This is a genomic window from Pseudomonas sp. HN11 (assembly GCF_021390155.1).
GTDB lineage: Bacteria > Pseudomonadota > Gammaproteobacteria > Pseudomonadales > Pseudomonadaceae > Aquipseudomonas.
In genome coordinates this window covers 2,551,431-2,575,825 of sequence record NZ_CP089985.1, presented here as the reverse complement: position 1 = coordinate 2,575,825, position 24,395 = coordinate 2,551,431, and the positions used below count along the sequence as shown (strand labels likewise).

At 59.2% G+C, this 24,395-nt stretch carries 23 protein-coding genes and 1 pseudogene; 9 read left to right on the top strand and 15 right to left on the bottom strand.

The genetic code is table 11. The features are described 5' to 3' along the window. Nucleotides 1-21 precede the first annotated feature (21 nt). The 3 genes from LVW35_RS11700 to LVW35_RS11690 all read right to left on the bottom strand — a co-directional run bounded on the left by LVW35_RS11700 (nucleotide 22) and on the right by LVW35_RS11690 (nucleotide 1,438). Nucleotides 22-717 carry a fumarylacetoacetate hydrolase family protein gene (locus LVW35_RS11700; RefSeq protein ID WP_233895638.1) on the bottom strand — a complete coding sequence of 232 codons (696 nt, stop codon included), beginning with the start codon at nucleotides 715-717 and terminating at the stop codon, nucleotides 22-24. A gap of 137 nt (nucleotides 718-854) precedes the next feature. Continuing rightward, complete coding sequence (locus LVW35_RS11695) at nucleotides 855-1,184, bottom strand: hypothetical protein (protein ID WP_233895637.1); 330 nt, start codon at nucleotides 1,182-1,184, stop codon at nucleotides 855-857. A 92-nt stretch (nucleotides 1,185-1,276) separates the two neighbouring features. Next, nucleotides 1,277-1,438, bottom strand: coding sequence for a hypothetical protein (locus LVW35_RS11690; RefSeq protein WP_442799646.1), 162 nt, complete (start codon nucleotides 1,436-1,438; stop codon nucleotides 1,277-1,279). 24 nt (nucleotides 1,439-1,462) lie between these two features. On the opposite strand from LVW35_RS11690, the pseudogene LVW35_RS29140 reads away from it, so the two are divergent. Both LVW35_RS29140 and LVW35_RS29135 read left to right on the top strand, forming a co-directional pair. After that, nucleotides 1,463-1,935: pseudogene (locus LVW35_RS29140) on the top strand (GntR family transcriptional regulator); the annotation flags it as partial. Further along, the gene (locus LVW35_RS29135; RefSeq protein WP_442799674.1) at nucleotides 1,927-2,454 is read left to right on the top strand and encodes a TIGR00730 family Rossman fold protein; all 528 of its coding nucleotides are present in this window, start codon (nucleotides 1,927-1,929) and stop codon (nucleotides 2,452-2,454) included. The pseudogene LVW35_RS29140 and the gene LVW35_RS29135, both read left to right, overlap by 9 nt. Nucleotides 2,455-2,513: 59 nt before the next feature. Here LVW35_RS29135 and LVW35_RS11680 read toward each other — a convergent pair whose 3' ends face one another. Next, nucleotides 2,514-5,012, bottom strand: coding sequence for a TonB-dependent siderophore receptor (locus tag LVW35_RS11680; RefSeq protein WP_233895635.1), 2,499 nt, complete (start codon nucleotides 5,010-5,012; stop codon nucleotides 2,514-2,516). 253 nt (nucleotides 5,013-5,265) lie between these two features. Between LVW35_RS11680 and LVW35_RS11675 the strand changes: the two genes are divergently transcribed. Continuing rightward, nucleotides 5,266-9,885 carry an RHS repeat-associated core domain-containing protein gene (locus LVW35_RS11675; protein ID WP_233895634.1) on the top strand — a complete coding sequence of 1,540 codons (4,620 nt, stop codon included), beginning with the start codon at nucleotides 5,266-5,268 and terminating at the stop codon, nucleotides 9,883-9,885. Beyond that, on the top strand, nucleotides 9,882-10,292 hold the full coding sequence (locus LVW35_RS11670; RefSeq protein WP_233895633.1) for a DUF6896 domain-containing protein: 411 nt from the start codon (nucleotides 9,882-9,884) through the stop codon (nucleotides 10,290-10,292). Before LVW35_RS11675 ends, LVW35_RS11670 begins: the two co-directional genes overlap by 4 nt. A gap of 34 nt (nucleotides 10,293-10,326) precedes the next feature. On the opposite strand, the gene LVW35_RS11665 is transcribed toward LVW35_RS11670, so the two are convergent. Beyond that, nucleotides 10,327-10,764, bottom strand: coding sequence for a DUF3995 domain-containing protein (locus tag LVW35_RS11665; RefSeq protein ID WP_233895632.1), 438 nt, complete (start codon nucleotides 10,762-10,764; stop codon nucleotides 10,327-10,329). Nucleotides 10,765-10,857: 93 nt separating this feature from the next. On the opposite strand from LVW35_RS11665, the gene LVW35_RS11660 reads away from it, so the two are divergent. Beyond that, nucleotides 10,858-11,247: a DUF2946 domain-containing protein gene (locus LVW35_RS11660; RefSeq protein WP_233895631.1), complete on the top strand. Its 390-nt coding sequence runs from the start codon at nucleotides 10,858-10,860 to the stop codon at nucleotides 11,245-11,247. 95 nt (nucleotides 11,248-11,342) lie between these two features. Then, nucleotides 11,343-13,469, top strand: coding sequence for a TonB-dependent receptor (locus LVW35_RS11655; RefSeq protein WP_233895630.1), 2,127 nt, complete (start codon nucleotides 11,343-11,345; stop codon nucleotides 13,467-13,469). Nucleotides 13,470-13,559: 90 nt separating this feature from the next. On the opposite strand, the gene LVW35_RS11650 is transcribed toward LVW35_RS11655, so the two are convergent. Further along, a complete protein-coding gene (locus LVW35_RS11650; RefSeq protein WP_233895629.1) occupies nucleotides 13,560-14,576 on the bottom strand; it encodes an ABC transporter substrate-binding protein in 1,017 nt (338 codons plus the stop codon). A gap of 133 nt (nucleotides 14,577-14,709) precedes the next feature. After that, entirely contained in the window at nucleotides 14,710-15,180 is a 471-nt protein-coding gene (locus LVW35_RS11645; RefSeq protein ID WP_016975554.1) for a hypothetical protein, read from the bottom strand. Between the two features lie 396 nt (nucleotides 15,181-15,576). Between LVW35_RS11645 and LVW35_RS11640 the strand changes: the two genes are divergently transcribed. The 3 genes from LVW35_RS11640 (at nucleotide 15,577) to LVW35_RS11630 (ending at nucleotide 16,499) form a co-directional block, all read left to right on the top strand. Further along, a complete protein-coding gene (locus LVW35_RS11640) occupies nucleotides 15,577-15,852 on the top strand; it encodes a hypothetical protein (RefSeq protein ID WP_233895627.1) in 276 nt (91 codons plus the stop codon). 111 nt (nucleotides 15,853-15,963) lie between these two features. Next, nucleotides 15,964-16,194 (top strand): hypothetical protein, encoded by a 231-nt coding sequence (locus LVW35_RS11635; protein WP_233895626.1) that lies wholly within the window; start codon nucleotides 15,964-15,966, stop codon nucleotides 16,192-16,194. Nucleotides 16,195-16,262: 68 nt separating this feature from the next. Beyond that, nucleotides 16,263-16,499 carry a DUF2789 domain-containing protein gene (locus tag LVW35_RS11630; RefSeq protein WP_233895624.1) on the top strand — a complete coding sequence of 79 codons (237 nt, stop codon included), beginning with the start codon at nucleotides 16,263-16,265 and terminating at the stop codon, nucleotides 16,497-16,499. Between the two features lie 7 nt (nucleotides 16,500-16,506). On the opposite strand, the gene LVW35_RS11625 is transcribed toward LVW35_RS11630, so the two are convergent. The 8 genes from LVW35_RS11625 to LVW35_RS11590 form a co-directional block, all read right to left on the bottom strand. Continuing rightward, the gene (locus tag LVW35_RS11625; RefSeq protein ID WP_034104418.1) at nucleotides 16,507-16,710 is read right to left on the bottom strand and encodes a hypothetical protein; all 204 of its coding nucleotides are present in this window, start codon (nucleotides 16,708-16,710) and stop codon (nucleotides 16,507-16,509) included. 115 nt (nucleotides 16,711-16,825) lie between these two features. Beyond that, nucleotides 16,826-18,058, bottom strand: coding sequence for a methyl-accepting chemotaxis protein (locus tag LVW35_RS11620; protein WP_442799673.1), 1,233 nt, complete (start codon nucleotides 18,056-18,058; stop codon nucleotides 16,826-16,828). A gap of 542 nt (nucleotides 18,059-18,600) precedes the next feature. Beyond that, nucleotides 18,601-19,005, bottom strand: a complete 405-nt coding sequence (locus tag LVW35_RS11615) for a TraR/DksA family transcriptional regulator (RefSeq protein ID WP_003191666.1) — start codon at nucleotides 19,003-19,005, stop codon at nucleotides 18,601-18,603. Nucleotides 19,006-19,330: 325 nt separating this feature from the next. Continuing rightward, complete coding sequence (locus LVW35_RS11610) at nucleotides 19,331-20,353, bottom strand: ABC transporter permease (RefSeq protein ID WP_233895623.1); 1,023 nt, start codon at nucleotides 20,351-20,353, stop codon at nucleotides 19,331-19,333. Nucleotides 20,354-20,379: 26 nt separating this feature from the next. After that, complete coding sequence (locus LVW35_RS11605; RefSeq protein WP_233895621.1) at nucleotides 20,380-21,933, bottom strand: sugar ABC transporter ATP-binding protein; 1,554 nt, start codon at nucleotides 21,931-21,933, stop codon at nucleotides 20,380-20,382. A gap of 65 nt (nucleotides 21,934-21,998) precedes the next feature. Beyond that, entirely contained in the window at nucleotides 21,999-22,934 is a 936-nt protein-coding gene (locus LVW35_RS11600) for a sugar ABC transporter substrate-binding protein (RefSeq protein ID WP_233895620.1), read from the bottom strand. A 49-nt stretch (nucleotides 22,935-22,983) separates the two neighbouring features. Further along, nucleotides 22,984-23,160 carry a hypothetical protein gene (locus LVW35_RS11595; protein ID WP_233895618.1) on the bottom strand — a complete coding sequence of 59 codons (177 nt, stop codon included), beginning with the start codon at nucleotides 23,158-23,160 and terminating at the stop codon, nucleotides 22,984-22,986. A gap of 151 nt (nucleotides 23,161-23,311) precedes the next feature. Beyond that, nucleotides 23,312-24,340 carry a Gfo/Idh/MocA family protein gene (locus tag LVW35_RS11590; protein WP_233895617.1) on the bottom strand — a complete coding sequence of 343 codons (1,029 nt, stop codon included), beginning with the start codon at nucleotides 24,338-24,340 and terminating at the stop codon, nucleotides 23,312-23,314. Nucleotides 24,341-24,395: the final 55 nt, after the last annotated feature.

Sequence of the window (24,395 nt, the reverse complement as noted above, 5' to 3'; positions counted from 1 at the left end):
GGCCTGGGCACCACTGTAGCCTCAACCCTGGCCGAGGGTGAAATGCAACTCGCCAATGCCGTCGATGCCGGCGGTGACTACGTCGCCCGGTTGCAATGCGCCGACGCCTGCGGGAGTGCCGGTGAAGATCAGGTCGCCCGCCTTGAGCGCGACGGCTTTGGAGGCATGGCTGATGACTTCGCTGACGGACCAGATCAGGTCGGCCAGGTCGCCCACCTGGCGCTGTTCACCATTGACCTTGAGCCAGATTTTTCCACTGGCGGGGTGCCCTACTGCGCTTACCGGCTGCAGCGCGGTAGTCGGCGCGGATTCATCAAAAGCCTTTGCCCAATCCCACGGACGTGACAACTTTTTCGCCTCGGCTTGCAGGTCACGTCGAGTCAGATCGATACCGACGCCATACCCCCAAATGTGGGAAAACGCCTGTGCCGGGCTGATGTCCACCCCGCCCTTGCCAATGGCTACAACCAGTTCAACTTCGTGATGCAGGTCGGCGGTCAGCGGCGGATAAGCGATCACACCTTCGGCCGGTACCACGGCATCCGCCGGCTTCATGAAGAAGAACGGCGGTTCGCGGTCCGGGTCGTGCCCCATCTCCCGGGCGTGCTCACTGTAGTTGCGGCCCACGCAGAACACACGGCGCAGCGCAAAGCGCGCATCACTGTCCTGTACAGCGAGGCTCGGGGTTGGCGCTGGGGTGAAAACGTAATCAGTCATGGCGTGTACCTCGTCGTTTACCTGGCGCCAGTATGGCGAGGAGCGTCAAGCCGAAGTTGGACAGGCTTACGCAGCTTTTGCACTGGCCGGTGCTTGTGCCCAGGAAGATGCCAGCCCGCCGCTATCGCGTTAAACAGTCATTTGCGAGCGACTTTGTAGCGCACGCAGTCCTGATAGAAACCCTGGCGAATCGCCTCGGGCTTGAGCCGCGAACGGCTGTCATAAGTCTGTTCGGTGATGCCCATGGCCATCATGCGCATCCAGGATTTGTTGAACTTCATGCTCTGGATCTTCTGCCGCGCCGCGTACAGCGATACCCCCGACAGCTTGAGTTCCTGGGCCCTGGCGGCGGTGCCGGCGCCCCAACTGCACATGTACTTGTCACCCTCGCGCAGCTCCCGTGCCTGCACAGCAGTTGCGCCGCCGGCCAGGGAGCAGGCGATCAGCATGATTCCAACAGTGCGCATTTGCATCCTCACCTAACCACCTGAAAATAAAAGCGATTCTGGCGAGGATTTGGTTCTAGAGGGGCCATTAAATTGCCTTATTGCGCGATGTTTCAGCTCGCCGCCGCAGGCGTGGTTCGGAACGTGATACCGAGGCGGTTGAAGGCGTTCATCAAGGCAATGCCATAGGTCAGGTCGGCAAGTTCCTTGGCGCTGAACTCGACGGCGGTCGCTGCGTAATCAGCGTCCGATACTGAGCCATGATGGCCTAGCAACTGATGCGGTTATGGCACTTGGGTATGGGGCATCAGGCAGTTACAGTGAGGCCAGCCGTGAACTGGAGATGGACACCTCATGCACACCCTGCCCCCCCCCCGGACCCCGACTCCGCTGAGCCGATCTACCGCCAACTCTACTGGCGTTTTCGCAGCGCCATCGCCGAGGGCCTGCTCAAGCCAGGCGAACGCGTCCCGGCGGCGCGGGCGCTGGCCAAGGAACTGGGGCTGGCGCGCGGGACCATCGACAGCACTTACGCACTGCTCACCGCCGAGGGTTACCTTGAGCCCCGCGGCCATTGCTGGACTACTTGCAGATCAACGCCATTGCGGTGCCGGTGGATCAAGACGGTCTCTGCGTGCAACACCTGCGCGCCGCGCGTGCCGTGGTCGTCACCCCCGCTCACCAAAGCCCGTTGTGTGTTTCCCTGTCCCTGCCGCGCCGGTTGGAGCTGCTGGACTGGGCTCGCCGCGAAGACGCCTGGGTCATCGAGGACGCCAAAGCCCTCGGCCGTGAAATCGCCCGACGTGGCATGCGCCTGGTCTACGGCGGCAGCGCCAGGGGCTTGATGGGGGTGATTGCCGACAGCGCACTGGCCGAGGGTGGCCAAGTGATCGGTGTTATCACCCGTTTACTGCATGAGCTTGGGCACATGCATCCGGGGCTGACCGGCTATGAAATCATGGACGACATGCGTAGCCGCAAAGCCCGCATGAGCGAACTGGCCGATGCTTTCATCGCCCTGCCTGGTGGCCTCGGCACCTTCAAAGAAGTGTTGGAAGCAATGACATTGACGCAGTTGGGCGAGCACCACAAAGGCGTGGCCTGTCTGAACACCGCGAATTTCTTCGCGACGCTGCGCAGCCTGTTTGAGCACGCTGTGAAAGAAGGCTTCATGAAAGCCGAACACAACCAGATGCTGATAGTCGAGGACAACCCCGGCGCCCTGCTCGATGCGCTTGGGCAGTGGCAGGCGCCGCTGGTCAACAAGTGGATCGAGCCGCTCAAGCGTTAGCCCTTTTCGGCCTTGGCGATGCTGCTCTCGAATCCTTTCGCCAAGGCTTTTTTCTTACCTCACCACTGGTAGGTAGCGCTCGCCTGCACGGTACGCTGCGAGCCATACCAGCACCAGGAATAGGAGTAGCAGGACGCGACATACTCTTTATTCGCCAGGTTGGTGGCATTGAGCGCCAGGCGCAGGTTGTCCTTGAGGCTGGTGATGTTTGGAATGTCGTAATGCACGGCCGCATCGAACAGGGTGTAGCCCGGCACTTTCAAGGTGTTGGCGGTATCACCCCAGGACGACCCGACATACCGCGCACCCACGCCGGCACCGAAGCCCTTGAGCTTGCCATCGTGGAAGGTATAGTCGGCCCAAGCCGAGGCGGTGTGACGCGGCACGCCATAGGTGGTGGTGCCTTCGGCGGCGATGGCCGGGCCTACGCCGATGTCGCTGATGGGTGCATACCGCACGGTGTTGTTGGACTTGCTGATGCGGTTGTCCAGATAAGCGTAGGCCGCAGTGATATCCAGGTTGTCGTTGAGACTGGCTTTGCCTTCCAGTTCAAAGCCACGGGATTGCACTTCGCCATCCTGGCTCTGGCAGCGCCCGGTGCCACACAGGTGGGTGGGGTCCGGGTCGGTGGTCAACACGTTGGTCTGGCGCAGGTCGAAGATCGCCGCCGTGATAAAGCTGTTGCTGCCTGGCGGCTGGTACTTGATGCCGATTTCATACTGCTTGCCTTCGGTCGGCTTGAACACCGAACCGCCGTAGCCGGTGCCCGACTGCGGGTTGAACGACTCGGCGTAGCTGGCATACGGCGCCAGGCCATTGTCGAAGAGGTAGACCAGGCCGATACGACCGGTAAAGGCTTTGCTGTCCAGGGACGACTCGGATTTGACACCGGTGCGAATAGCCTTGGTGCTGCTGTCGGTGCTGGCCCAGTCATAGCGCCCGCCCAGCAACAGGACCCATTTGTCCCACTTCATCTGTTCTTGCAGGTACACACCGGTCTGCTCGCTGCGCGAAGTGCCGTCGGTGGTGTAGGCCGGCACCGGCACGGCCGCACCGTAGACCGGATTGAAAATATCCAGGGTCGGGCCGGCGGTGTACACGCCCGAGCCGGACTTGGTGTCGGTGCTGGTGTTCTGGTAATCGAGCCCCATCAACAAGGTGTGCTGCAACGGGCCGGTGTCAAATTTGGCCTGCACCTGGTTGTCGAGGGTGTAGGCATCCAGGTCGACATCGCTGGCAATGGTCGAGCGGCGGATGGTGCGGTAATCCGCCATCAGGTAGTTGCTATAGAGGCTGCGATATTGGCCTTCGCTGCGCAGGTAACGCGCATTCTGGCGCACGGTCCACACGTCATCGACGTGATGCTCGAACGCCCAGCCGATGCTGTAGTACTCGCGGTCACTTTTCTCGAAATTCTTTTCGCCGTCATAGAAATCCACATCGATGCTGCGCCCGGTCGGGCTGTGCAGTACCGAGCCCCAGGCGGGTATCGAGCCGTAGGACGCGCCTTTGGGGTCCTTCTGGAAATGCCCGAGCAGGGTCAGCGAAGTGGCGTCGTCCGGGCGCCAGGTAAAGGTGCTCGACAGTGACTGGCGGCGCGTCTCGGTGTGCTCCACCTGGCCATCGGCATCGTCGAAAAGCCCGGCCACGCGGTAGGAATACACCCCCTGATCATCCAGCGGGCCGCTTAAGTCAAAGGTGGTGCGCTTCTTGTTGAAGGTGCCGTACTCCACACCCACTTCATGAAACGGTGTGTCCAGCGGACGCTTGCTGACCATGTTGATCACCCCGCTCGGCGTGCCCTGCCCGTACAGTACCGACGCCGGGCCGCGCAGCACTTCCACGCGCTCCAGGTCGAAGGCATCTTTCTGCGGTAAGGCGTCACGGCTCGATGGCATACGCAGGCCGTCGAGGTAGGTGGCCGGGGAGAAACCACGGATGGTCAACTGGTCGAGACGCGATGCGGTGGCGCCACGGGTTTCCGGGATGACGGCGGCGCTGTAGCGCAGGATCTGGTTGAGGCTCTCGGCGTTCTGCGCGCGCATCTGGTCTTTGGTGACGATGGAAATCGACTGCGGGGTTTCGATCAGCGCGGTGTCGGTCTTGGTGCCCGACAAACTGCGCGTAGCCACATAACCGGACACCGGCCCGGTCGGGCTTTCGGCCTGGTACGCGCCGCTGATGGTGGTGGCCTGCAACTCCATGGCCCCGCCGTTATCCGGGATGACTTCCAGGCGGTAGCGCTCGGCGGAGATCTTCAAGGCTTGCAACCCGCTGCCGGCGAGCAACTGGTTCAGCGCCACGTCGGTGTCGTATTGCCCGCTCAAACCCTTGCTGCGCTTGCCACGGGTCAGGCTTGCATCAAAGGCCAGCACCAGGCCCGCCTGCTCGGCCAGGCTATTGAGCGACTGGCTCAAGTCACCGGCAGGAATCGAGAAGCTGCGCACGGTGCTGCTCTCTTCGGCGAAGGAGGACTGGACGGTCAACAACGGCACGGCGGCAAAAGCCATCGCCACTGACAAGGCCAGTGGATGCAAGGGACGAGCAAGGCGCGACATGGGAAATCCTGCGTAAGGGAGGTTCTATTAACCATGACGGTCAGGTCGGGAAACCGGGCAAGGATGAGAGCGATTTTTATTTGAGAAACGATACTGCAATCAGGTTGATCGCTTTTTTTTGTAGGCTTTTGAGTTGGTTTTTCGCGGATTTTTCCCGTTTTTAGTCGGTCCTTTCTGAATTTCTCAACCGTTCATCCAGACGCTTTTTGCTACGGCATGCTCCGACGCCTTGCCCTTTGTCGAGACGTCACGGATGACCCACGCTTCCCACATCGACCTTATCGAATTTGAACTGGATGGCTTTCATCAGAGCCTGGTGATTTATCGCCAGCAGATGGACGCGTGGTATTCGCGTGCGCTGGATTCGGTGAGCCATGGGCTGGACATGCCATCGCTGCTGGGGATGGATCGGGTGTTGCGGGTGGGGAATTCGCAGCGTTCGGTAAGCCTTTCAGATGCTGACTTTTCGACCGTGGCCCAGTGTCCGGTGGGCGGCGAGCTGAAGATCGAGAGCCTGTTCGAGTCGGTGTATGACGTGCCGATCGGCAACATCCCGGTGGAGGTGATCGGGCTGGATGATGGCAGTTCCACCGTGGTCATGCTGGATGAACAGGGCAAGGGTTCGCACCACTGCGCGGCGGGCGGGCGCTATCAAGTGCGGGTGCAGGGGGGCGTCTCTGCCGAGCAAGTGGACGCGTTGTTTGCGTCTTACGCTGGGCTGACCGGGGATCTGGAGCAGTGGCTTCGGGCGCAGTGGTCGGATTTTAAACCGCGCTGGGAGCAGTCCACCGCCAGCGCGATTGGCGGCGGCCTACTGGCGGGCAGTTGGGCGGCGATTCGTGATGTGTGGGACAGCATCAAGCTGGTGCAGGCGATTCTTGATGACCCGCTGAAGTACGTCGAACAGCTAGGCGCAGAAGCGGCCAAATTGGCGCAGCTCGCCACCGATGCGCCCAAAGTCATGGAACAGGCGATGCTGCTGGCCAGTGATGAGGCGGCGCTGTTCCTGATGCTGCGCACGGCGATGATCTGGTTGGACGCATTGCCGCCCGGTGTAATGGCTGAGATGGCGGCTGGTTTTGTGGTGTCGCTGTTGATTGATCTGGTGATTGGCGTGGTGTTGACCATCGCGCTACCGGCGGCGGGTGTAGCGTATTTGAGCCTGCGGTTGGTCAAGTATGGCGGGCAGATTCTTGATGCGGCGGTGGGTTTTGTCAGGGGGCTTTTGGGGATTCTGACGAAGTTTATGCAGGCCGTGGATCGCTATAAGGCAGTCGCGGTTCGCGGGGTGGTTGGTGGGTTGAAGCAAGGCAGGCTGCAGATGCGCTGGAAGGCGCGGCAAAACGCGGTGCTGAAGCAAGCGGAGCCTGTGGATGATGTGCCGGCTGTTGGGAAGAATCCGGCTGGGGATGCGGCGGCGCCTTCGGACAAGACAGCCACTAACGGTTGCCCGGTGTCGATGGTCACGGGCGAAGAACTGCTGACCCTCACCGATGGCGCGCTGGACGGAGTTCTGCCGTTTGAGTGGACCCGCTTGTATCGCACCAGCGCGGTGGAAGTGGATGGTGGGTTGGGGTTTGGCTGGAGTCACTCGCTGGCGCATCGCTTGAGTGTTTCCGGGGATTCGGTGGTGTGGACCGATCATGAGAATCGCTCGACCACCCTGCCCTTGCCGACGGCTGCTCGACCTGCGATCACCAACAGCCTGGCCGAAGCGGCGATCTATCTGGGTTCATTGCCTGATGAGTTGGTGCTGGCTCAGGCCTCACGGTTCTACCACTTTCGCGACGGTGTGCTGACAGCGATCAGCGATGCGTATGACAACCGGCTGCGCATTTCCCGGGATTTTCTGGGGCGCATTGAGCGGGTGGATAACGGTGTCGGGCGCTCGCTGTGTTTGCGCTATGCCTCGGGGCGGATCGTGGCGGTGGACTATCAGATTCATCGCGTCGTGGATGAGGGGCCGTTTGTTTGGGTGACGGAGCAGACGGTTGTTTCCTACGCCTATGACGACCTTGGGCGACTCGTTTCAGCGACCAATGCTGTCGGCGAAAGCGAGGTTTATCGGTACGACGAGCAGCACGTCATTCTTGAACGTGGCTTGGCCGGTGGGGCGAGTTTCTTCTGGGAGTGGGAAAAGTCTGGCAAGACGGCGCGGTGTGTCCGGCATTGGGCCAGTTTCTCGCAGATGGACACACGCTACGCCTGGGATGACAACGGCCAGGTCACGGTGTTTAACGCCGATGGCAGCCGGGAAGTCTACGTGCATGACCAGCGGGCGCGGCTGGTGCAGCGGGTGGATCCGGATGGGGCCGAGCACTTCAAGTCCTACGATGACAAAGGTCGGCTGACGGTTGAGCAGGATCCGCTGGGGGCGATCACGGCCTACCAGTACGACGAAGCCGGGCGTTTGGTGGCGGTGTTTCCGGGGGATGACGAGCCAACGTCCTACGAGCATGACAACGGGTTCGTACGGGTTGTGCGACGTGGGGAAGCGGTTTGGAAGTATGAGCGCAATGATCAGGGCGATGTTATTCGCAAGATCGATCCAGACGGCAATGCTACTGACTACAGCTACAACAAATGCGGCCAGCTGGTTGGGGTGTGGTACCCGGATCACAGCTGTCATCGGCTGGTGTGGAATGAGCGTGGGCAGTTGCTTGAGGAGCAGTTGCCGAATGGCGGGGTCAAGCGTTATCGCTATGACGACCTCGGGCGAAAAATCACCCAGGAAGACGAGCACGGTTCGCTCACACAATTTGAGTGGAACGGCGTTGGGCGGTTAGTTCAAATCGTCTTGCCGAGCGGCGACACGCGTAAATATACCTACAACGCTTACGGAAAAATCACCTCCGAGCGCGATGAACTGGGCCACGTCACCCGCTACGAATACGCCGACGGATTGCACCTGATCAGCCGCCGCATCAATGCTGATGGCACTCAGGTCAAATACCGCTACGACAACGTACGTTTGTTGCTGACCGAAATCGAAAACGAGGTGGGCGAAACCTACCGGCTCCAGTACCACAGCAACGGCCTGATCCAGCAGGAAATCGGTTTTGACGGCCAGCGTACGGCTTACCTCTACGACCTCAACGGCAACCTTCGGGAAAAGACCGAACACGGTGATGATGGCAGTCAGCTGGTTACCCGCTACGAGCGCGATTACGCCGGACGCCTCATCAGAAAAACCCTGCCCGACAGCAACACCGTCGATTACACCTACGACCGCCAGGGCAACCTCGTAAGCGTCGAAGACGGCCACTGGTCCCTGGCCTACGAGTACGACAGCCAAAACCGCCTCACCGCCGAACACCAGGGCTGGGGCACCCTGCGCTACGGCTACGACGCCTGCGGTCAGCTGCAAAACCTACGCCTGCCGGACAACAACCGCCTCACCTTCAAACACGACAAAGGCGGCCACCTCGCCACCGTCGACCTGAACGGCACCGTTCTCACCTCGCACCTGTTCCACGCCGGACGCGAACAGCAACGCGCGCAAGGAACACTGCTTAGCCACTACCAACACGACGACCAAGGACGCCTGTTCAACCAAAACATTGGCGATGCCGAAGGCCCGGTGTACCGCCGTCATTACGACTACGACAACACCGGCAACCTCACCCGCCTGCTCGACACCCGCAAAGGCGAACATAACTACCACTACGACCCACTCAACCGCCTCACCCGCGCCGACCACTCCCAAGGCGAGCAAGAACGCTTCGCCCACGACCCGACCGGCAACCTGCTGATGCAAAACCGCCCCGGCCCCGACATCGTGGCGGGCAATCGCCTGATGATCCAGGGCGACCATCACTACGACTATGACACCTTCGGCAACCTTATCCGCGAACGGCGTGGCAAAGGTCACGCCCTTGTCACCGAGTATCGCTACGACTGCCAGCATCGTCTGATCGGCCTTAAAAAACCCAACGGCCAGACCGCCAGCTATCGCTACGACCCGTTTGGGCGGCGCATCAGCAAAACCGTCGACGGTGTAACCACCGAGTTCTTCTGGCAAGGCGACAAGCTCATCGCCGAACACCACAAGGACCGTCACCGCAGCTATCTCTACGAACCGGACAGCTTCCGTCCGCTAGCCTTGCTCGAAGGCTTTGGTCCAAAGGAAGCCAAGCCCTACCACTACCAACTCGACCACCTTGGTACGCCGCAGGAACTCACCGCTGCCGATGGCGAAATCGTCTGGTCCGCCCATTACCGCGCCTATGGAGAAATCAGCCGTCTCGACATCGGAAAAATCGACAACCCGCTGCGCTTCCAGGGCCAATACTTCGATCAAGAAAGCGAGCTGCACTACAACCGCCATCGCTACTACAATCCGGATATCGGTCGCTATCTGACGCCTGACCCGGTGAAGTTGGCGGGTGGGATCAATGCATACCAGTACGTACCGAACCCTACCGGATGGGTGGATCCGACAGGATTGAGTGCCTGTCCCGGGGACGATGGCTGCAAACCACAAACAGGCTTTGAGCCCCCAATCCAAAAAGCCCACGTTGACGAAGGGCTTCCATCTGCTCCGATAGTTCACGGAGTTGATGCTGAAACCTTAAACCGAACACACAGCATCGAAGGAAAATTCTCAACTAAACTGGTTGAAAATATTTCCCGCAACATGCGGGACAGCGGGTACGACAGAAATGAACCCATTGACGTGGTAGAACACAACGAACGACGCTATATTGTTGACGGACACCATAGGGCTTCGGCGGCGAGGCGAACACGAACTCCAGTCACCATAAGACTGTTCAAAGATATTGATAGTCATAAAGGCGCCTTTAGTAACCTTCAAGACGTGATAGATGCTTCAAATACAGTGGGACTTGACAGATTGGATAGGCCAAGACGATGAAAGAACAGCCTTTAGAGAACTTGATAACTGAATATTTAGCGCAAGTAAAAAAAGTAACAGATCTACTCGAACACTCATTCGGGACCAAGAATATTCTGAGGCTCTGGCGCAGCAAAAAAATCCCGCAACGCGGCTCAGTCACCGATGATATAACCTACGAACTACATGGAATTGGTTGCCGGGTTTATCTAGCTGAAATATGTATCGACTTTGATTACGGCCCTGACGACAGGATAGACGGCTTCGATCCTTGGCGGCTGTATATATACGCATGCGAATTACCGCGCAAATATAAGAGATTCACCAAAAGAGACTGTCTTGCACACGACTTCAACGAGTACCTGAAACTAGGAAAAGCCAAAAAAATCCCTGGTTCCATGTCCAACTTGTACTTCATTCAATCATGACTATGACTACCCGGCCTGATGATCGATCAGGCCCTCACCCCCACGCCACCACCAGCAACCCCACCCCCAACACCAAACACAACGGCGAATAAAAATACGTATCCAACCGCGCAAACCGCGACCCACCGACCTTCTTGAAAAAACCCACCAGTTCCGAATCCCCAATCGCCCTGGCAAACATCACCACCGCAATCGCGCTGATCCCCCACTGCAAGGCTCCATGGGACACCGCCGAGAAATACAGCCCGGCCCGCAAACACACCATCAGTGCAATCCCCACCAGCCCCATCGCCACCAGAAACGTGGCAAGCGCCGAAGGTTTGAACGCCGGCTTCGGCCCACGAGCGAATTCGCCGGGCAGTTGGGGGATGGCGGCCTGGAAGCCGAGCTTGCCGCCGGCGGCCCAGTACAAATGCACCATGCTGATCAAGGTGAATATGCCGACAATCCATCGCGCGACAGCAAAGCTCATGGCTGGCTCTCCCTTAAAAGGTGCGAAAGAGGATAGTCGCCTGGAGATTTTTTGCAGGCATTTCGTCGGCGGCTGGTGGTAAAGTGCCGCCCCATGAAAATCGCCCGTGCCGACCGCTCGCTCATTGCCTGGATGCTCTATTGCAGCGTCCTGTTCAATGTATTCGCCTGCAGTATCGGTCATGGGCAGATGGTCGGGATGCAGCTCAATGGCCTCGGTGGTCAGTTTTGTACGGTGGACCCGCGCACCCAGGCGCCCAAGCCGTCCAACGCCACTGAAGAGAATCTGCCGACGCTGTCCAAGGCGTTTGGTTGCCCGCTGTGTTCCACCGGCGGCATGGGCCCGGCGCTGAATTCCAGCCTGAATGTGGCGGTATTGCCACAGCCCCATGCTCCCCCGCCAGCTATCGTCCTGGCTGCTGACATCCTTGCCCGCTTCACCTGGCCAACCGCTCATCCGCGCGCACCGCCTGCTTTCGCCTGATTCCTTCGCTTTCTGATCTGCACTGACCACCGTTTCCGCAAGGAAATACGGGCGGCAGCGCATTGTTTTCAAGCTAAGTTTTTCAGGATGCAACCATGAAACATCTACCCCTGTTGGCGGGCCTGTTCGGCTGCCTGCCTGTCTGTGCCTGGGCCCTTGAACTGGCTCCGACCACCATTGATGGCGAACAAACCGCCGAGCCCGGCCTGGCCCTGGACCAGTCCAGCGGCGTGGCGTCGCGGTTGGGTTTGAGTGTGCGCGAAACACCGGCATCGGTGGCCATCGCCAATCGCAACGACATCGAGCGCCACGGCGCCAAGACCTTCCGCGACGCAGCCAACACTTTGCCGGGCGTCAATGCTAGCGCCCCGCCGGGGTTTGGCGGGTTTGTCTCGTACCGGGGCTTTACCAGCAGCCAGATCACCCAGATGTTCAACGGGATCAATGTCGCGACCGGCCTGGCCCGGCCGGTGGATGCCTGGATCTATGATCGGGTGGAGCTGGTGGGCGGCCCCTCTTCCCTGATCAACGGCGCAGGTTCGGTGGGCGGTTCGCTCAACTACGTGACCAAGCTGGCCACACGCGAGGAACAGGCGGCCGAAGGGCAGCTCACCTACGGCAGCTATGACACCGCCGGCATGGCGTTTGGCGTCAATCATGCCCTGACCGAACCAGGCGCCGAGGTGCAGCATTACGCCCGTTTGGATGTGAGCCGTAACACCAACCACAGCTATATCGACCGCGACCAGCGCGAGGCCTGGAGCCTGGCGTTTTCCCTGCTCAGCGACCTTACCCCCAACCTGTCCCATACCTTGGCGCTGGAATACCAGGATGAACATGAAGACAGCCCTTACTGGGGCACGCCGGTGCTCAATCCCAAGGCGGGCGAGCTGAAGATCGACAAGCACAACCGCTTCAACAACTATAACGTCGCCGACGGTCGCTACGAGCAGCGCACCATCTGGGCGCGCTCGATCATCGACTACCGCCTCAACGACAGCACTACCCTGAAAAACACCCTCTACCATTTGGACAGCCAGCGCGATTACCGCAATCTGGAAACCTACCAGTACAACGCGAACAACAGCGCGATAAATCGCTCGACCGCTTACCAAGTGCGCCATCAGGGCGAACAGAACGGCAACCAGTTCGAGCTGCGCCACGATGACAGTATGTTCGGTCTGTCGACCACCTGGTCCGGCGGCTTCGAGTACAAGGTCAACAGCACCACCAACACCCCGCTGAATGTCCCGGGCAACAGCAGCGTGGACCCGAACAACTACAACCCAGAGCACTTCTACGACATCCCGCGCACCCGAGAGCGCTTCGGCAAGGACAAGACCAACGAAGTCGCGACCAAGGCATTGTTCGTGGAGAACCGACTGGGCCTCACCGACAAACTCTCGCTGCTGACCGGGCTGCGTTACGACGCCATCGACCTGGACGTCACCAACCACCGCGCGACAACCGCCACCAATCCCCGCCACTTCAAGCGCAGCTGGGAACCGGTGACCGGCCGCGTCGGCCTGACTTACCAGTTCATCCCATCGGCCAACGTGTATGTGCAATACAGCACCGCCGCCGAGCAACCGAATACCACCACCCAAGTGTTTGATGTCTCGACGGGCAAACAGTGGGAAGTGGGCAGCAAGTTCGATTATCTGGACGGGCGAGGCTCAGCCACCGTGGCCGCCTACAAGATCGAGCGCAAGGACTTTGCCGTCACCGACCCGCAGGACCCGACCAACAGCATCCCGGTCGGCGCGCAGTCATCCAAGGGTATCGAGTTGGCCAGTTCGTTGCGCATCACGCCTAGGCTGCTGGCGGAGGGTAACTTCGCCTGGGTCGACGCGGAATACGACGATTTCAACGAAAAAATCGCCAGTGGCGCGGTGGTCTCGCGCAAGGGTAATACGCCAACCAACGTGCCCAAGCGCGTGGGTAACCTGTGGCTGACCTATGATTTTGCCGAAGACTGGCAGGGCGGCATGGAGGCGCGGTATGTCGCCGAGGTGTACGCGGACAATGCCAACACGCAAACGGTACCGGCCTACACGCTGCTTGGGACGTTCATGCGCTATAAGGTGGATTCGCATACCTCGGTGACGGGCCGAGTGCGCAACTTGACGAATGAGGTGTATGCCGAGTTTGCGCATGTGTCGCCGGCCTACTATCTGGGTTCGCCACGAACCTTTGAGTTAGCGGTACAAACCAAGTTCTAAACGCATAACGGTAGGAGCCCGGCTTGCCGGCGATGGCGCCCCTGAGGTTGTCATCACCAGTAGCCGGGCTCCTACAGTGCATGCGCACTCTTATTTCAGGCTTGCTTCGACCTTCTGCGCCACATCCTCGGTCAACCAGGCCTTCCACACCTCGGGATGCCCCTTCAGAAACGCCAGGGCCACTTCACGGGGAGCGGTGTGATTTTCGCTCATGGTCGCCAAGGCTTTATTCAGCGGCTCAATCGGAAACTCGACCTTCTCGAAGAACTGCGCAATCTGCGGATGCTCCTTCTGGAATGGCGTCGACACCCCGATGCTCAACTTGGACGCCAACGAGCGTGTTGGTTTTGGATCAGGATTATCCGCATCCGTCAGCGTCTTCCACGCCTCGGCATCAAACGGTGGCTCTTCCAACTGGATCAACTTGTAGCGCCCCATCAGCGGCGTCGGGGACCAGTAGTAGAACAACACCGGTTTGCCCCGGCGGATCGATGAAGCGATCTCGGCATCCAGTGCTGCGCCCGAGCCACTGCGGAAGTTCACGTAGCTGTCATCCAGGCCATACGCCTTGAGCTTCTGCTTGTTGACCACTTCCGAGGTCCAGCCAATCGGGCTGTTGAGAAAGCGCCCCTTACCTGGGGACTCCGGATCCTTGAACACGTCTTTGTAGCGCGCCAGGTCCTTCACGCTCTTGAGCTCGGGAGCAAGAGGCTTGATGCCTTTGGCGGGGTCGCCCTTGACCACGTATTCCGGCACCCACCAGCCTTCGGTTGCGCCCTTGACCGTATCACCCAGGCCCACCACCTTGCCTTCGGCTTCGGCCTTGACCCACACCGGGCTGCGACCGGCCCATTCTTCGCCGATCACCTGGATGTCGTTCTTCGCCAGGGCGGTTTCCAAGGTGATGGTGGTGCCCGGTAAGGTATCGGTGGGTAAGTCGTAGCCCTTTTCGACAATAACCCGAAGTACCTCGGTGATCAGGCTGCCGCTTTCCCAGTTCAAATCGGCAAAGTGCACCGGCGTCTCGGCGGCCGAAACCGGCAGTGCGGCCACGGACAGACCCAGGGCCGTCACGGATGCAGCCAACAGCGTTCTCAATCCTTTCATGCCCTTGCACCTCGCGATATCGCAGCAGACAACGGACGGCTTTGCTGCATATGCGCGAAGCCTCTGAATAGTTAAGTCAACTCAACTGTAGTAGAGGTTCCGGGAGATAGCGTGTGTTCGCGGTATTTGAGGCTTATTCGCTGGCCTTGAAGGTGACCAGTTCACCCTTGCGCCACTTGGCGGCCTTGCCGGTGACGGCCTTGAGGGTTTTGGTCAGGCCTTCCTGCAGTTGCTCGTTGGCGGCGAACACCAGCATGACGCTGTGGCCTTCCTTGAACACAATGCCCTGGCCTTCGGCCGAGGACACAAAGGCGTAGTCACCCAGGCCATACACGGTCAACTTGATGTCGCGGAACTTCAACTCGAACTTGCCGCCTTCACGACTAGGCAATACCGCCGCGCGGAAATGGTCGCCGACTTTGAGTTCAAGGCGAGGCTTGTCATCCACCACCATCGCCGCTTCCGTATCGATTTCGGCAATGTAGATGCCTTCCGGCGTCTGCTCGGTGATGTAAACAAAACGGGATTGAAACTGTTTGACCAACTTTGCGCGCAAATCACCCAGCACGAACAACGCGTGCATATCCAGATTACTGACTGCCAAGGAAACGCCCCCACTTCGAAAAGAGCGCTGTCCGCCAGAGCGGGCAGCACAAAAAAACGGCCATCACGGCACGATCACCTAACTCATTCGTTGAAAAAAACTGAAGAAGATCCTGCTGTCGCGCCAAAAGACTAGTACAGAAGTACGTGATGGACCTTGTGCAAGGTCATCAGGCACCACAGGAGATCACAGGTTCAACGGCCCGAGAATACGAGCCGACCATCTTCAGAGAATAACCTGGCTAAAAATGCAGTTTTCCGACACGCCACACAAATAAACATACCTGACATGGAACCGCGTACCGGACGCCGACAACAATACTAAAGCAGCAGTACCGTTCAAAACCACCGAAAACGCTGCAACCCAGTCAATCGAATAGACCGAAAGGAGCAAGCCATGCAACGATCACCCGACAACGCTATGTCTTCGCATACCCCTTCATCATGTCAGAGCGAGCCTCAATACTACCGCCTGGACGGTTATGATGGGTACTCGGATTCGGTTCTTTACCAAGTCGTACCTGCGGGCAGAAACTTCTTCCACATCCGTGAAGTGCTCAGCGGTCGGATAAAAGGCTTTCGCAGCGGCCATGTCAAGGCTTGTGAACTGGCCAAAAACCTTGAAACCATGTTGCACGCGCCTCACGGCGCAATCGTTTCGTCAGCCCGATAACTTAACTGCGCCGCCGACCTGCAACAACTGCCATACTGGCCCGTCCACTGAAGTTTGTGCCCCTGCGGGCCAGGTTTCACCAGTGCAGTTATCTCCAAGGGAAGGCTCTACGTGACGGAATTTGATATCGGCGATTTTTTCATCCATGGCGATGCAAGGGAAGTAGACGGTGAATTTCAAGCAGTGATCATCATGCGGGCCAAGCCACCGCTGACCATTGTCACCACGCACCAAGTGGAAAAGGACCGCTGGTTCAAAACCGTTGACGCCGCTGCCATTGCAGCAAAGGAGTCCGCCAAGGCTTTGAAGGCTGCCGTAGATTCCGGGGCGCTGAATTCCTGACAATCCGATAGAACTCTGCGGCGCCGCAACCCTCCCATGCATAACGACCACCCTGCATGGAGAACGATATGGACGCGCCAATTCCTACCCTCGAAACGCTGTTTGAACAATTGGGTCTGGATTCAACCCCGGACGGCATCGATGCGTTTATCGTCGCGCACCCCTTGCCGGATAACGTGAAGCTGATCGATGCGCCTTTCTGGTCCGCACAACAAGCAAGCTTCCTCAAGGAAGAGCTGCGCGAGGACGCTGAATGGGCAATTGCGGTGGATGAACTGAATCAACGCCTGCATCAATCGCAGTAACGCTGAATCAATGCAAGCTGTCTGACTGCTCCAGGCGCAGCAGCGCCTGCCAGGCAGCCCTGCACTCCTCGGCTTCATCACGACTGGCGAAGGCGGTGCCGCGCTGCTCACCGTTGAGCAACACCACCCAGCAGGCCTTCTGGCCCAGCGCACGCAGGGTCGGGGGCACGCCACTGCCAATCATCACAGCGACATCGACTTTGTTTTGCATGGAATTTCTCCGCAGCATTAGTTAGCTGGCTAACAATGTTGGTCATGCTACGGTTTTCTTCCAGTTGGAAAAAGCTATCCCCGGAATAGCTCCATTGCATAAACAGCAATAATCCCTAGGGCCCGCCCTTTATCCCCTCGGGTTTATAGCCCAGGCGCAAGCCGCCCCAATGCCGCCCCTTGACCATGATCGGCACCGACAGATCGTGCATCAGCTCTCCGGTGTCGCGGGTATAGGTCTGCAGCAACACGGCCTGCTGGTGGCTGCCACAGCGAATCCCGGTACGGTCTTCGAACTTGCGCTTGGTGCGGTTCTGCACGGCATCCACCTGAACATCGCCGGTCAGCGCTTGGGAAAACGCCTTATTGTGTGTCGGCACATAGCCCTGAGGCGTGCAGGCAATCGCGAACACCAACCCTTCATGCCGTGGCAACAGTGCCTCCTGAATTGCCGGCAACACCTGGTCGGTGTAGCCGTCAAAACGGGTGTGATACTTGCTCGGATTGGTGTTGGCAATCGGTGTGTAGCTGCGATCAAACAGGTCATCCAGGCTGATGCGGTTCTGCTGCACATCGGCTTCGAACTGCGCGGCAATCTGGCTCGCGCCTTCACGGGCCAGGTCATAGATACGTTGGTGATAATCATCCAACCCGACTTCTGCCAAACGTTCGCTGATGGTTTCAGCCTGCCCTTCCATCTGCACGGCGGCATCAGCCAGTTGACGGGTTTGCTGGTCACTGACGGCCAGGTCGCTGCGCATTTGCTCCACGGCATGGAACAAGCTGTCGAGCTGGGCGCGGTTGGTGTCGGTGCCTTGGGCGATCTCATTGACCTGGCCTTCCACATCCGCCGCCAGACTGGCAATGCTTTGCAGTTGTTCACCGGCGTGCTCCACCTGCTCAACACCCGCGTGCAAGTCTGCCGAGAGCTGACGAATCTGTTCGACCACCTGGGCAGTGCGTTGCTGGATATCCGCGACCATCACCCCGACTTCATCGGTGGCCGTAGCCGTATGCCCCGCCAGCCCACGCACTTCATCGGCCACTACGGCAAAGCCGCGACCATGCTCACCGGCCCGCGCCGCTTCAATGGCGGCATTAAGCGCCAGCAAGTTGGTCTGGCTGGCGATGGACTGGATCACCAGGGTGACCCGCTGGATTTCCTCGCTGCGCAGGCTCAAGGCTTCGATCAGTTCACGGCTGGCATTGGCGCGCTGGCTGAGCTGGTGCATACGGATAATCGACTGGGCCAGCACTTCGCGACCCTCGGTGCTGCGCTGATGAGCCTGGCTGGCGGCGCCAAGCGCTTCGCGACTGAGTTGGGAGGTGATCTTTTCGGTGCCGATCATCACCTCGGCACTGCTGACAATCTGCTTGGCCGCGCCCAACTGCGACTGCACACGCGCCGCCAGTTGCTTGACCGAATAGGCCACGCCGGCTGCGGACAAAGCGTTATGGCTGGTGGTGTAGGACAGGTCGCGAGTCAACTCGCCAATTGCATCGACGGTCTCGGCAGATGCACTAACAGGTGTGCGATTTTTCAGGCGAGGCAGCCAGATCACCAGCAGGGCCAGTGGCAGGCAAAGGTAGAGTGGCAGACTGGCGAACGCCAAGCCAAGCAGGACCAACGCCAGGGCGGCGCTCTGCAACAGTGGCGTCAGCCAGCCGGGCAACCCGCGCGCCACTGATCGCGCTGGCACTGCCGCGCCCATCAGAGATCCGTCTCCAGCCATCTTCGTTACCCCACTGCTTGTCATTATTGTCGCTGCATTAAACGCCACTATCGGGCCATTATCCATGGGCCTTTAGTGGGGTAGCTTGCAGCAGATCAATAGACGAGGTGTAACGGTCTTTCCCGGGGAGCCGATGGACGGCCCCCCGCAGCATCACATCAGGCTTGGCGCTGATGCTTGTCGATCTGCTCGTGGCGCTCTTGCGCTTCGATGCAATACTTGGTGGTCGGGCTGATCAGCAGGCGCTTGAGGCCGATAGGCTCGCCGCTATCATCGCACCAGCCGAAGGAATCTTCCTTGATGCGCTCCAGTGCGCGCTCAAGTTGCGGCAGCATGCGCTGGTCGCGGTCGATGGCGTTGACCAGCCAGGTCCGCTCTTCTTCCACGGAAGCGGCGTCGGCCGGGTCAGCCGGGGTGTCCAGGCTTTCAATGGCGATACGGTTCTGTTCAATGCGCTCGTGGTGTTCCACTTTCATGTCTTGCAGCAACTTCTCGAAAAAAGCGTGCTGTTCGGCATTCATGTAGTCATCCGCCGGCATGGCCAGCAACTTTTCCTTTGTCATTGATTTCTCTATAAAAAATACGTGCATTAAGGCGAATAAGGGAGCGTTCCGGAAGGCCTCTGCAGGTCTCGGAAAGGCGCCATCCATTTCAAGCGCCACCCGGCACTCAATTTACGAGGGGCGGCAGTCTAAGGCCGACTTGAGGGCGCAGCAACTGAAAAGACAGGCAATTTTTCCGAGATAACCCCCAAAAGCACCAGGACGGGCTCGGCGAATGGTCATCGGAGTGCGTTTATAGCAGGAAAGTTCGTGAAGCAGCTATAAGCCGCAAGCTGCAAGCGACAAGCTGTAAAGCCTGCCGGTCTTGCAACTTGTCGCTTGAAGCTCAGCGCTTGCGCTGTTTCTTATTGCGGTATTGGTCGATAACGACCGCCACCACAATGATCAGGCCCTTGATGATGTCCTGGATATACGCGTCCACCCCGACAAAGGTAAACCCGCTGGCCATCACCCCGAGGATCAGCGCGCCGATCACAGTGCCGGTGATGCGCCCTACCCCGCCCGCCAAGCTGGTGCCGCCGATCACCGCGGCGGCAATCGCATCCAGCTCATAGGACATGCCCATGCCGGCCTGGCCGGTCGCAGCGCGAGCCGAGGCGACCACACCGGCCAGACCTGCAAGCAAGCCGGCGATGCTGTAGACGATGATCAAGTGACGCTTGACGTTGATGCCCGATGTACGCGCCGCCTGCATGTTGCCGCCAATCGCATAGGTGTATTTGCCGTACTTGGTGTAGCGCAGGGCGATATGGAAGATTACCGCCACCACCAGGAAAATGATCACCGGCATCGCGCCATGACCGATGGCCGTGTACGAGTCCGAGAGCATGCTCACCGGCTGGCCTTCGGTGTAATAGCGCGCCAGCCCACGGGCCGAGACCATCATGCCGAGGGTGGCAATGAACGGCGGAATGCCGGTGACGGCGATAATGCTGCCATTGATCGCCCCCGCCAGCAGGCCCACGCCAAGCCCCATCGCCACCGGGATCCACACCGGCAAATCGGTCAGGCTGGGAAAGACTGCCCGGGAAAAGTCGGAAGTCTGCGCCAAACTCGCGGCGATCATCGCTGACAGCGCCAGTACCGAACCTGAAGACAGGTCGATACCAGTGGTGATAATGACCTGGGTCACGCCAATCGCCAGCAGACCAATGATCGACACCTGCAGGATCATCAGTACCAAACGCTGGGAGTTCATCAGGAAACTCTGATCACGCACGATCCAGCCGAACAGCTCGAACACCAGGCCGATGCCGATCAGCACCAGGAAAATGCTCAGCTCGGTGGGCATGCGTCGACGGCTTTTGGTCGGTACCGTCGCGGGTTTGTTATCGGTTATTGCGTTCATAGCCCATCACCTTCTTATTCTGTACATCAGTGGACTGCGGTCATTCCGGAGGCCAACTGCATGACTTTTTCCTGGGTCGCATCACTGCGGTCCAGGGTGCCCATCAATTCGCCTTCGTGCATCACCATGACGCGGTCGCTCATGCCCAGCACTTCGGGCAACTCGGAAGAAATCATGATCACGGCCATGCCTTCGCTGGCGAGGAAAGCGATCAAGCGATAGATCTCGGCCTTGGCGCCCACGTCGATGCCCCGGGTGGGCTCATCAAGGATCAGCAGGCGCGGGTTGGTCATCAGCCAGCGCGCCAACAAGGCTTTCTGCTGATTACCGCCGGACAAGGTATCGATGCACTGTTCAAGGGACGGGGTTTTCACTCGCAGCTTCTTGCACATGTCCTCGCACAGCGCACGCAGGGCTTTCTGTTGGATAAAGCCGTTGCCGGTGTAGTGCGGCAACACTGCCATTTCCATGTTTTCCAGCACCGACAGGCACGGGAACAGGCCACTGAGCTTGCGGTCCTCGGTCAACAGGGCGAAGCCTTTCTCGATGGCCATGTGCGGGTCAGTGATGCGCACCGCCTTGCCATCCAGGGTGATCTGGCCGCTGCTGCTGGGGGTGATGCCGAAAATGGTTTCCGCCACGTTGGTACGGCCCGAGCCCATCAGGCCGGCGATGCCGAGGATTTCGCCAGCGTGCAGGTCGAACGACACGTCCTTGAACACGCCGTCCAGCGTCAGATTTCGCACGGTCAGCAACAGGTCGCCGATGGGCGTCTCCCGCACCGGGAACAGCTGGCTCAGTTCGCGGCCGACCATCATCGAGATCAGGCTGTCGCTGTTCATGCTGTCGGCGCGTTGCAGGCCGATGTAGTGGCCGTCGCGGAACACCGCCACTTCATCGGCGATGGCAAACACTTCGTTCATTTTGTGGGTGATGTAGACGATGCCTTTGCCCTGGGACTTGAGGTCGGCAATGATCGAAAACAGATGGGCCACTTCCTTTTCGGTAATGGCCGATGTCGGCTCATCCATGATCAGGATGTCGGAGTCGTAGGACACGGCCTTGGCAATCTCGACCATTTGCCGCTCGGCGATGCTCAGGTTGCCCACCTGTTCCTCGGGGTCCAGGTTGATGCGCAGGCGCGCCAGCAATTGGGCGGTGCAGCGGTGCATTTCGCGGTGGTTGACCATGTGCAGGCTGTTGAGTTGTTCGCGGCCGATCCAGATGTTCTCGGCGATGCTCATGTGCGGCATCAGGTTGAGTTCCTGGTGGATCATCGCGATCCCGGCCTTCTGGGCCGCCAGGGGTGTTTCGAATTTGATAGGCTTGCCACGCAGGCGTATCTGTCCGGCGTCGGGTTGATAGATACCGGCGATGATTTTCATCAACGTCGACTTGCCTGCACCATTCTCCCCCATCAGCGCCAGCACCGTGCCGGGGCGCACACGCAGTTGCACGTCGGCCAGGGCTACGACACCGGGAAAGCCTTTACTGACATTGACGATTTCCAACAGGTAGGGTTCTTCCAACTCAACTGGCTGGATACCGGGAGGCTGCGAGACAGTCGCTTGAGCGAGCATAGAGAGGTACTCCATCTGCAGGGCGGCCAAGACCGCCCTGCCGGCTTATTGTTGTTATATCGGGGCTATTTGAACTTGGCGACGTTGTCCGGAGTAATCAGCTGGAACGGGATGATGACGTTCTGCTCGACCGGTTCCTTCTTCGCCATCTTGCGTGCGGCTTCCACAGACCCTACCGCCTGCCCCTTGGCGTCCTGGAACGCCGACGCGGCCATATCACCTTTGGTAATCGCGTTCAAACCGTCCGGCGTGCCATCGACACCGGCAATCAACACCGTGCCTGGCTTGGTACCCGCCGATTTCAGGGCCATGGACGCGCCGATGGCCATCTCGTCGTTGTTGGCCAGCACCGCGTTGAATTCACGGCCCTGGGTCAGCCAGTCGTTGACCAGGGTCATGCCTTTGTCACGCAGCCAGGTACCTGTCTGCTCCTGCTCGATCTTGATGTTCGGGTACTTGGCCAGCACTTCCTTCACACCCTTGGTGCGGTTGGTGGTGGAGTTGTTTGCCAGGTCGCCCAACAGGATCACGATCTTGCCCTTGCCACCGAGCTTTTCAGCGATGTACTGCATTTGCAGCTTACCGGCCTCGACGTCATCGGAGGTCACGGCCACCACATCCTTGGGCAGGTCTTTCTGATCGGGACGGCGGTTGACGAATACCAGCGGTATGCCCGCCTTGGTAGCGGCATTGATGATGTTCTTGGTCGAGGCGGTATCGACCGGGTTGACGATAATCGCGTCGACTTTCTGGCTGATAAAGTTCTCGACTTGGCTCAGTTGCTTGACCACGTCGGCACGGGCGTCTTCGAACTGCAATTGCACGCCGTCACCCTTGGGGTAGGACTTGGCTTGCTTGTCCATGTCTTCGCGCAAGTAGGTGAGGAAGGTGTCATCGAAGGCGGACATGCTCACGCCTATCTTGAGGTCAGCTGCCGAGGCAACACCGCTGGCGAACAGTACCGACAGGGCCAGCGCGGTAAAACGGATCGGGGTCTTCATGAACGGTCTGTCTCCACTTTCTTGTTGGTTTTTTTGGACGTTGCGTTTATCAGAGCTCGGCAGGCAGCCGGATGACGGGGGCGCCCGGAATGCAGCACACCAACGCGCCTTTGTTTTCGACGCACAGCACATTAAGGAAGGAAAAGTAGAGCGGCCGGGCGCGGGGCAGGCCGCGTGGCGCTTTTGCAGGGCGTAAAACTCGCAGTACAGCGTTGAAGATTTTCATCTGACGGTACCTGGTTGTTTTTGATCTTGTTTTTGTTGAGCCGCGCGGATCGAGTCCGAACGTACTTTATGCAACCTGGAAAAGACTTTATTGGAAAATAATTTCCATATCAACACTATTTAGAATTTTGTTCTATTTTTATCGAAATCTCCTACAACAGGGCCATCTCGATCACTTGCCGACGCTCCGCGCTCAAGCGTGCGGCGTCCAATATACGGGTGGTTTCCAGCGCTTCATAAACGTCCACCGGCACCGCCCCCTGCCCTTGCACAGCCAATTGCAACTGCCGATAGAATTGCGTCCAGCAGCCCTTCTCCGACGGCACCCGCTCGCGTTCCGCGCCTTGCTCGAACCAGCCCCAGCGTCGGTGTTCTTCCGCCCCCCAATGCTCGCCCTCGGTTTTCGGCGACTTGCCGGCCATCAACGCTGCTTCCTGGCCATCGAGGCCTTCAACGGTGTAGCAGCCGCAAGTGCCACTGACTCTAAAGCGCGGCGCCTGGCTGTTTTGCAAGGCATTGCCCCACAAGTGAGAGATCACCCCGTTGGCGTGGGTCAAGGAGACAAAAAAGCCATGGTCCACCGTAGGGTGTTCGGCGGTGTAGTGCAGTTGGGCGAACACTCGATCAACCGGACCGAACAATTGCAGGGCCTGATCGACCAAGTGGCTGCCCAGGTCACGCAGCCAGCCGCCACCGCTGGCGTTACCCACGGCTTGCGGGCTGTAGCGTTCCACGCGGGACTCAAAGCGGGTGATCTTGCCCAGGGCGCCAGCGTCGATGAGCTTGCGCAGGGTCAGGTAGTCCGAGTCCCAGCGCCGGTTCTGATAGACGCTGAGCAACGAGCCCTGGCGCTCGGCGGCGGTGATCAAAGCCTGGGCCTGTTCGGCGTTGGCGGCGAAGGGTTTGTCGCTGACCACGGTTACGCCGTGTTCGATGGCTTCCAGCACCAGGGCCGGGCGGCCTTTGAGCGTGGTGGAGATGACCAGGGCGTCGACGCCGGCCTCGACGATCTGGCCGATCGAATCGAAAGCCTTGAGGCCAGAGTGGTCGGTTGCCAACTGTTGGCGGCGCTCGGGTGAGCGCGTAACAACGCCAACAAACGTGGCGCCGGGCAGTGTGGCAATCAGCGGCGCATGAAAGAAACGCCCTCCGTGGCCGTAGCCCACCAATCCGATTCGCATACATACACTCCTTGCTTGAAGTGGAAACCCGCTCCCACACGGACTGCGCTCCACC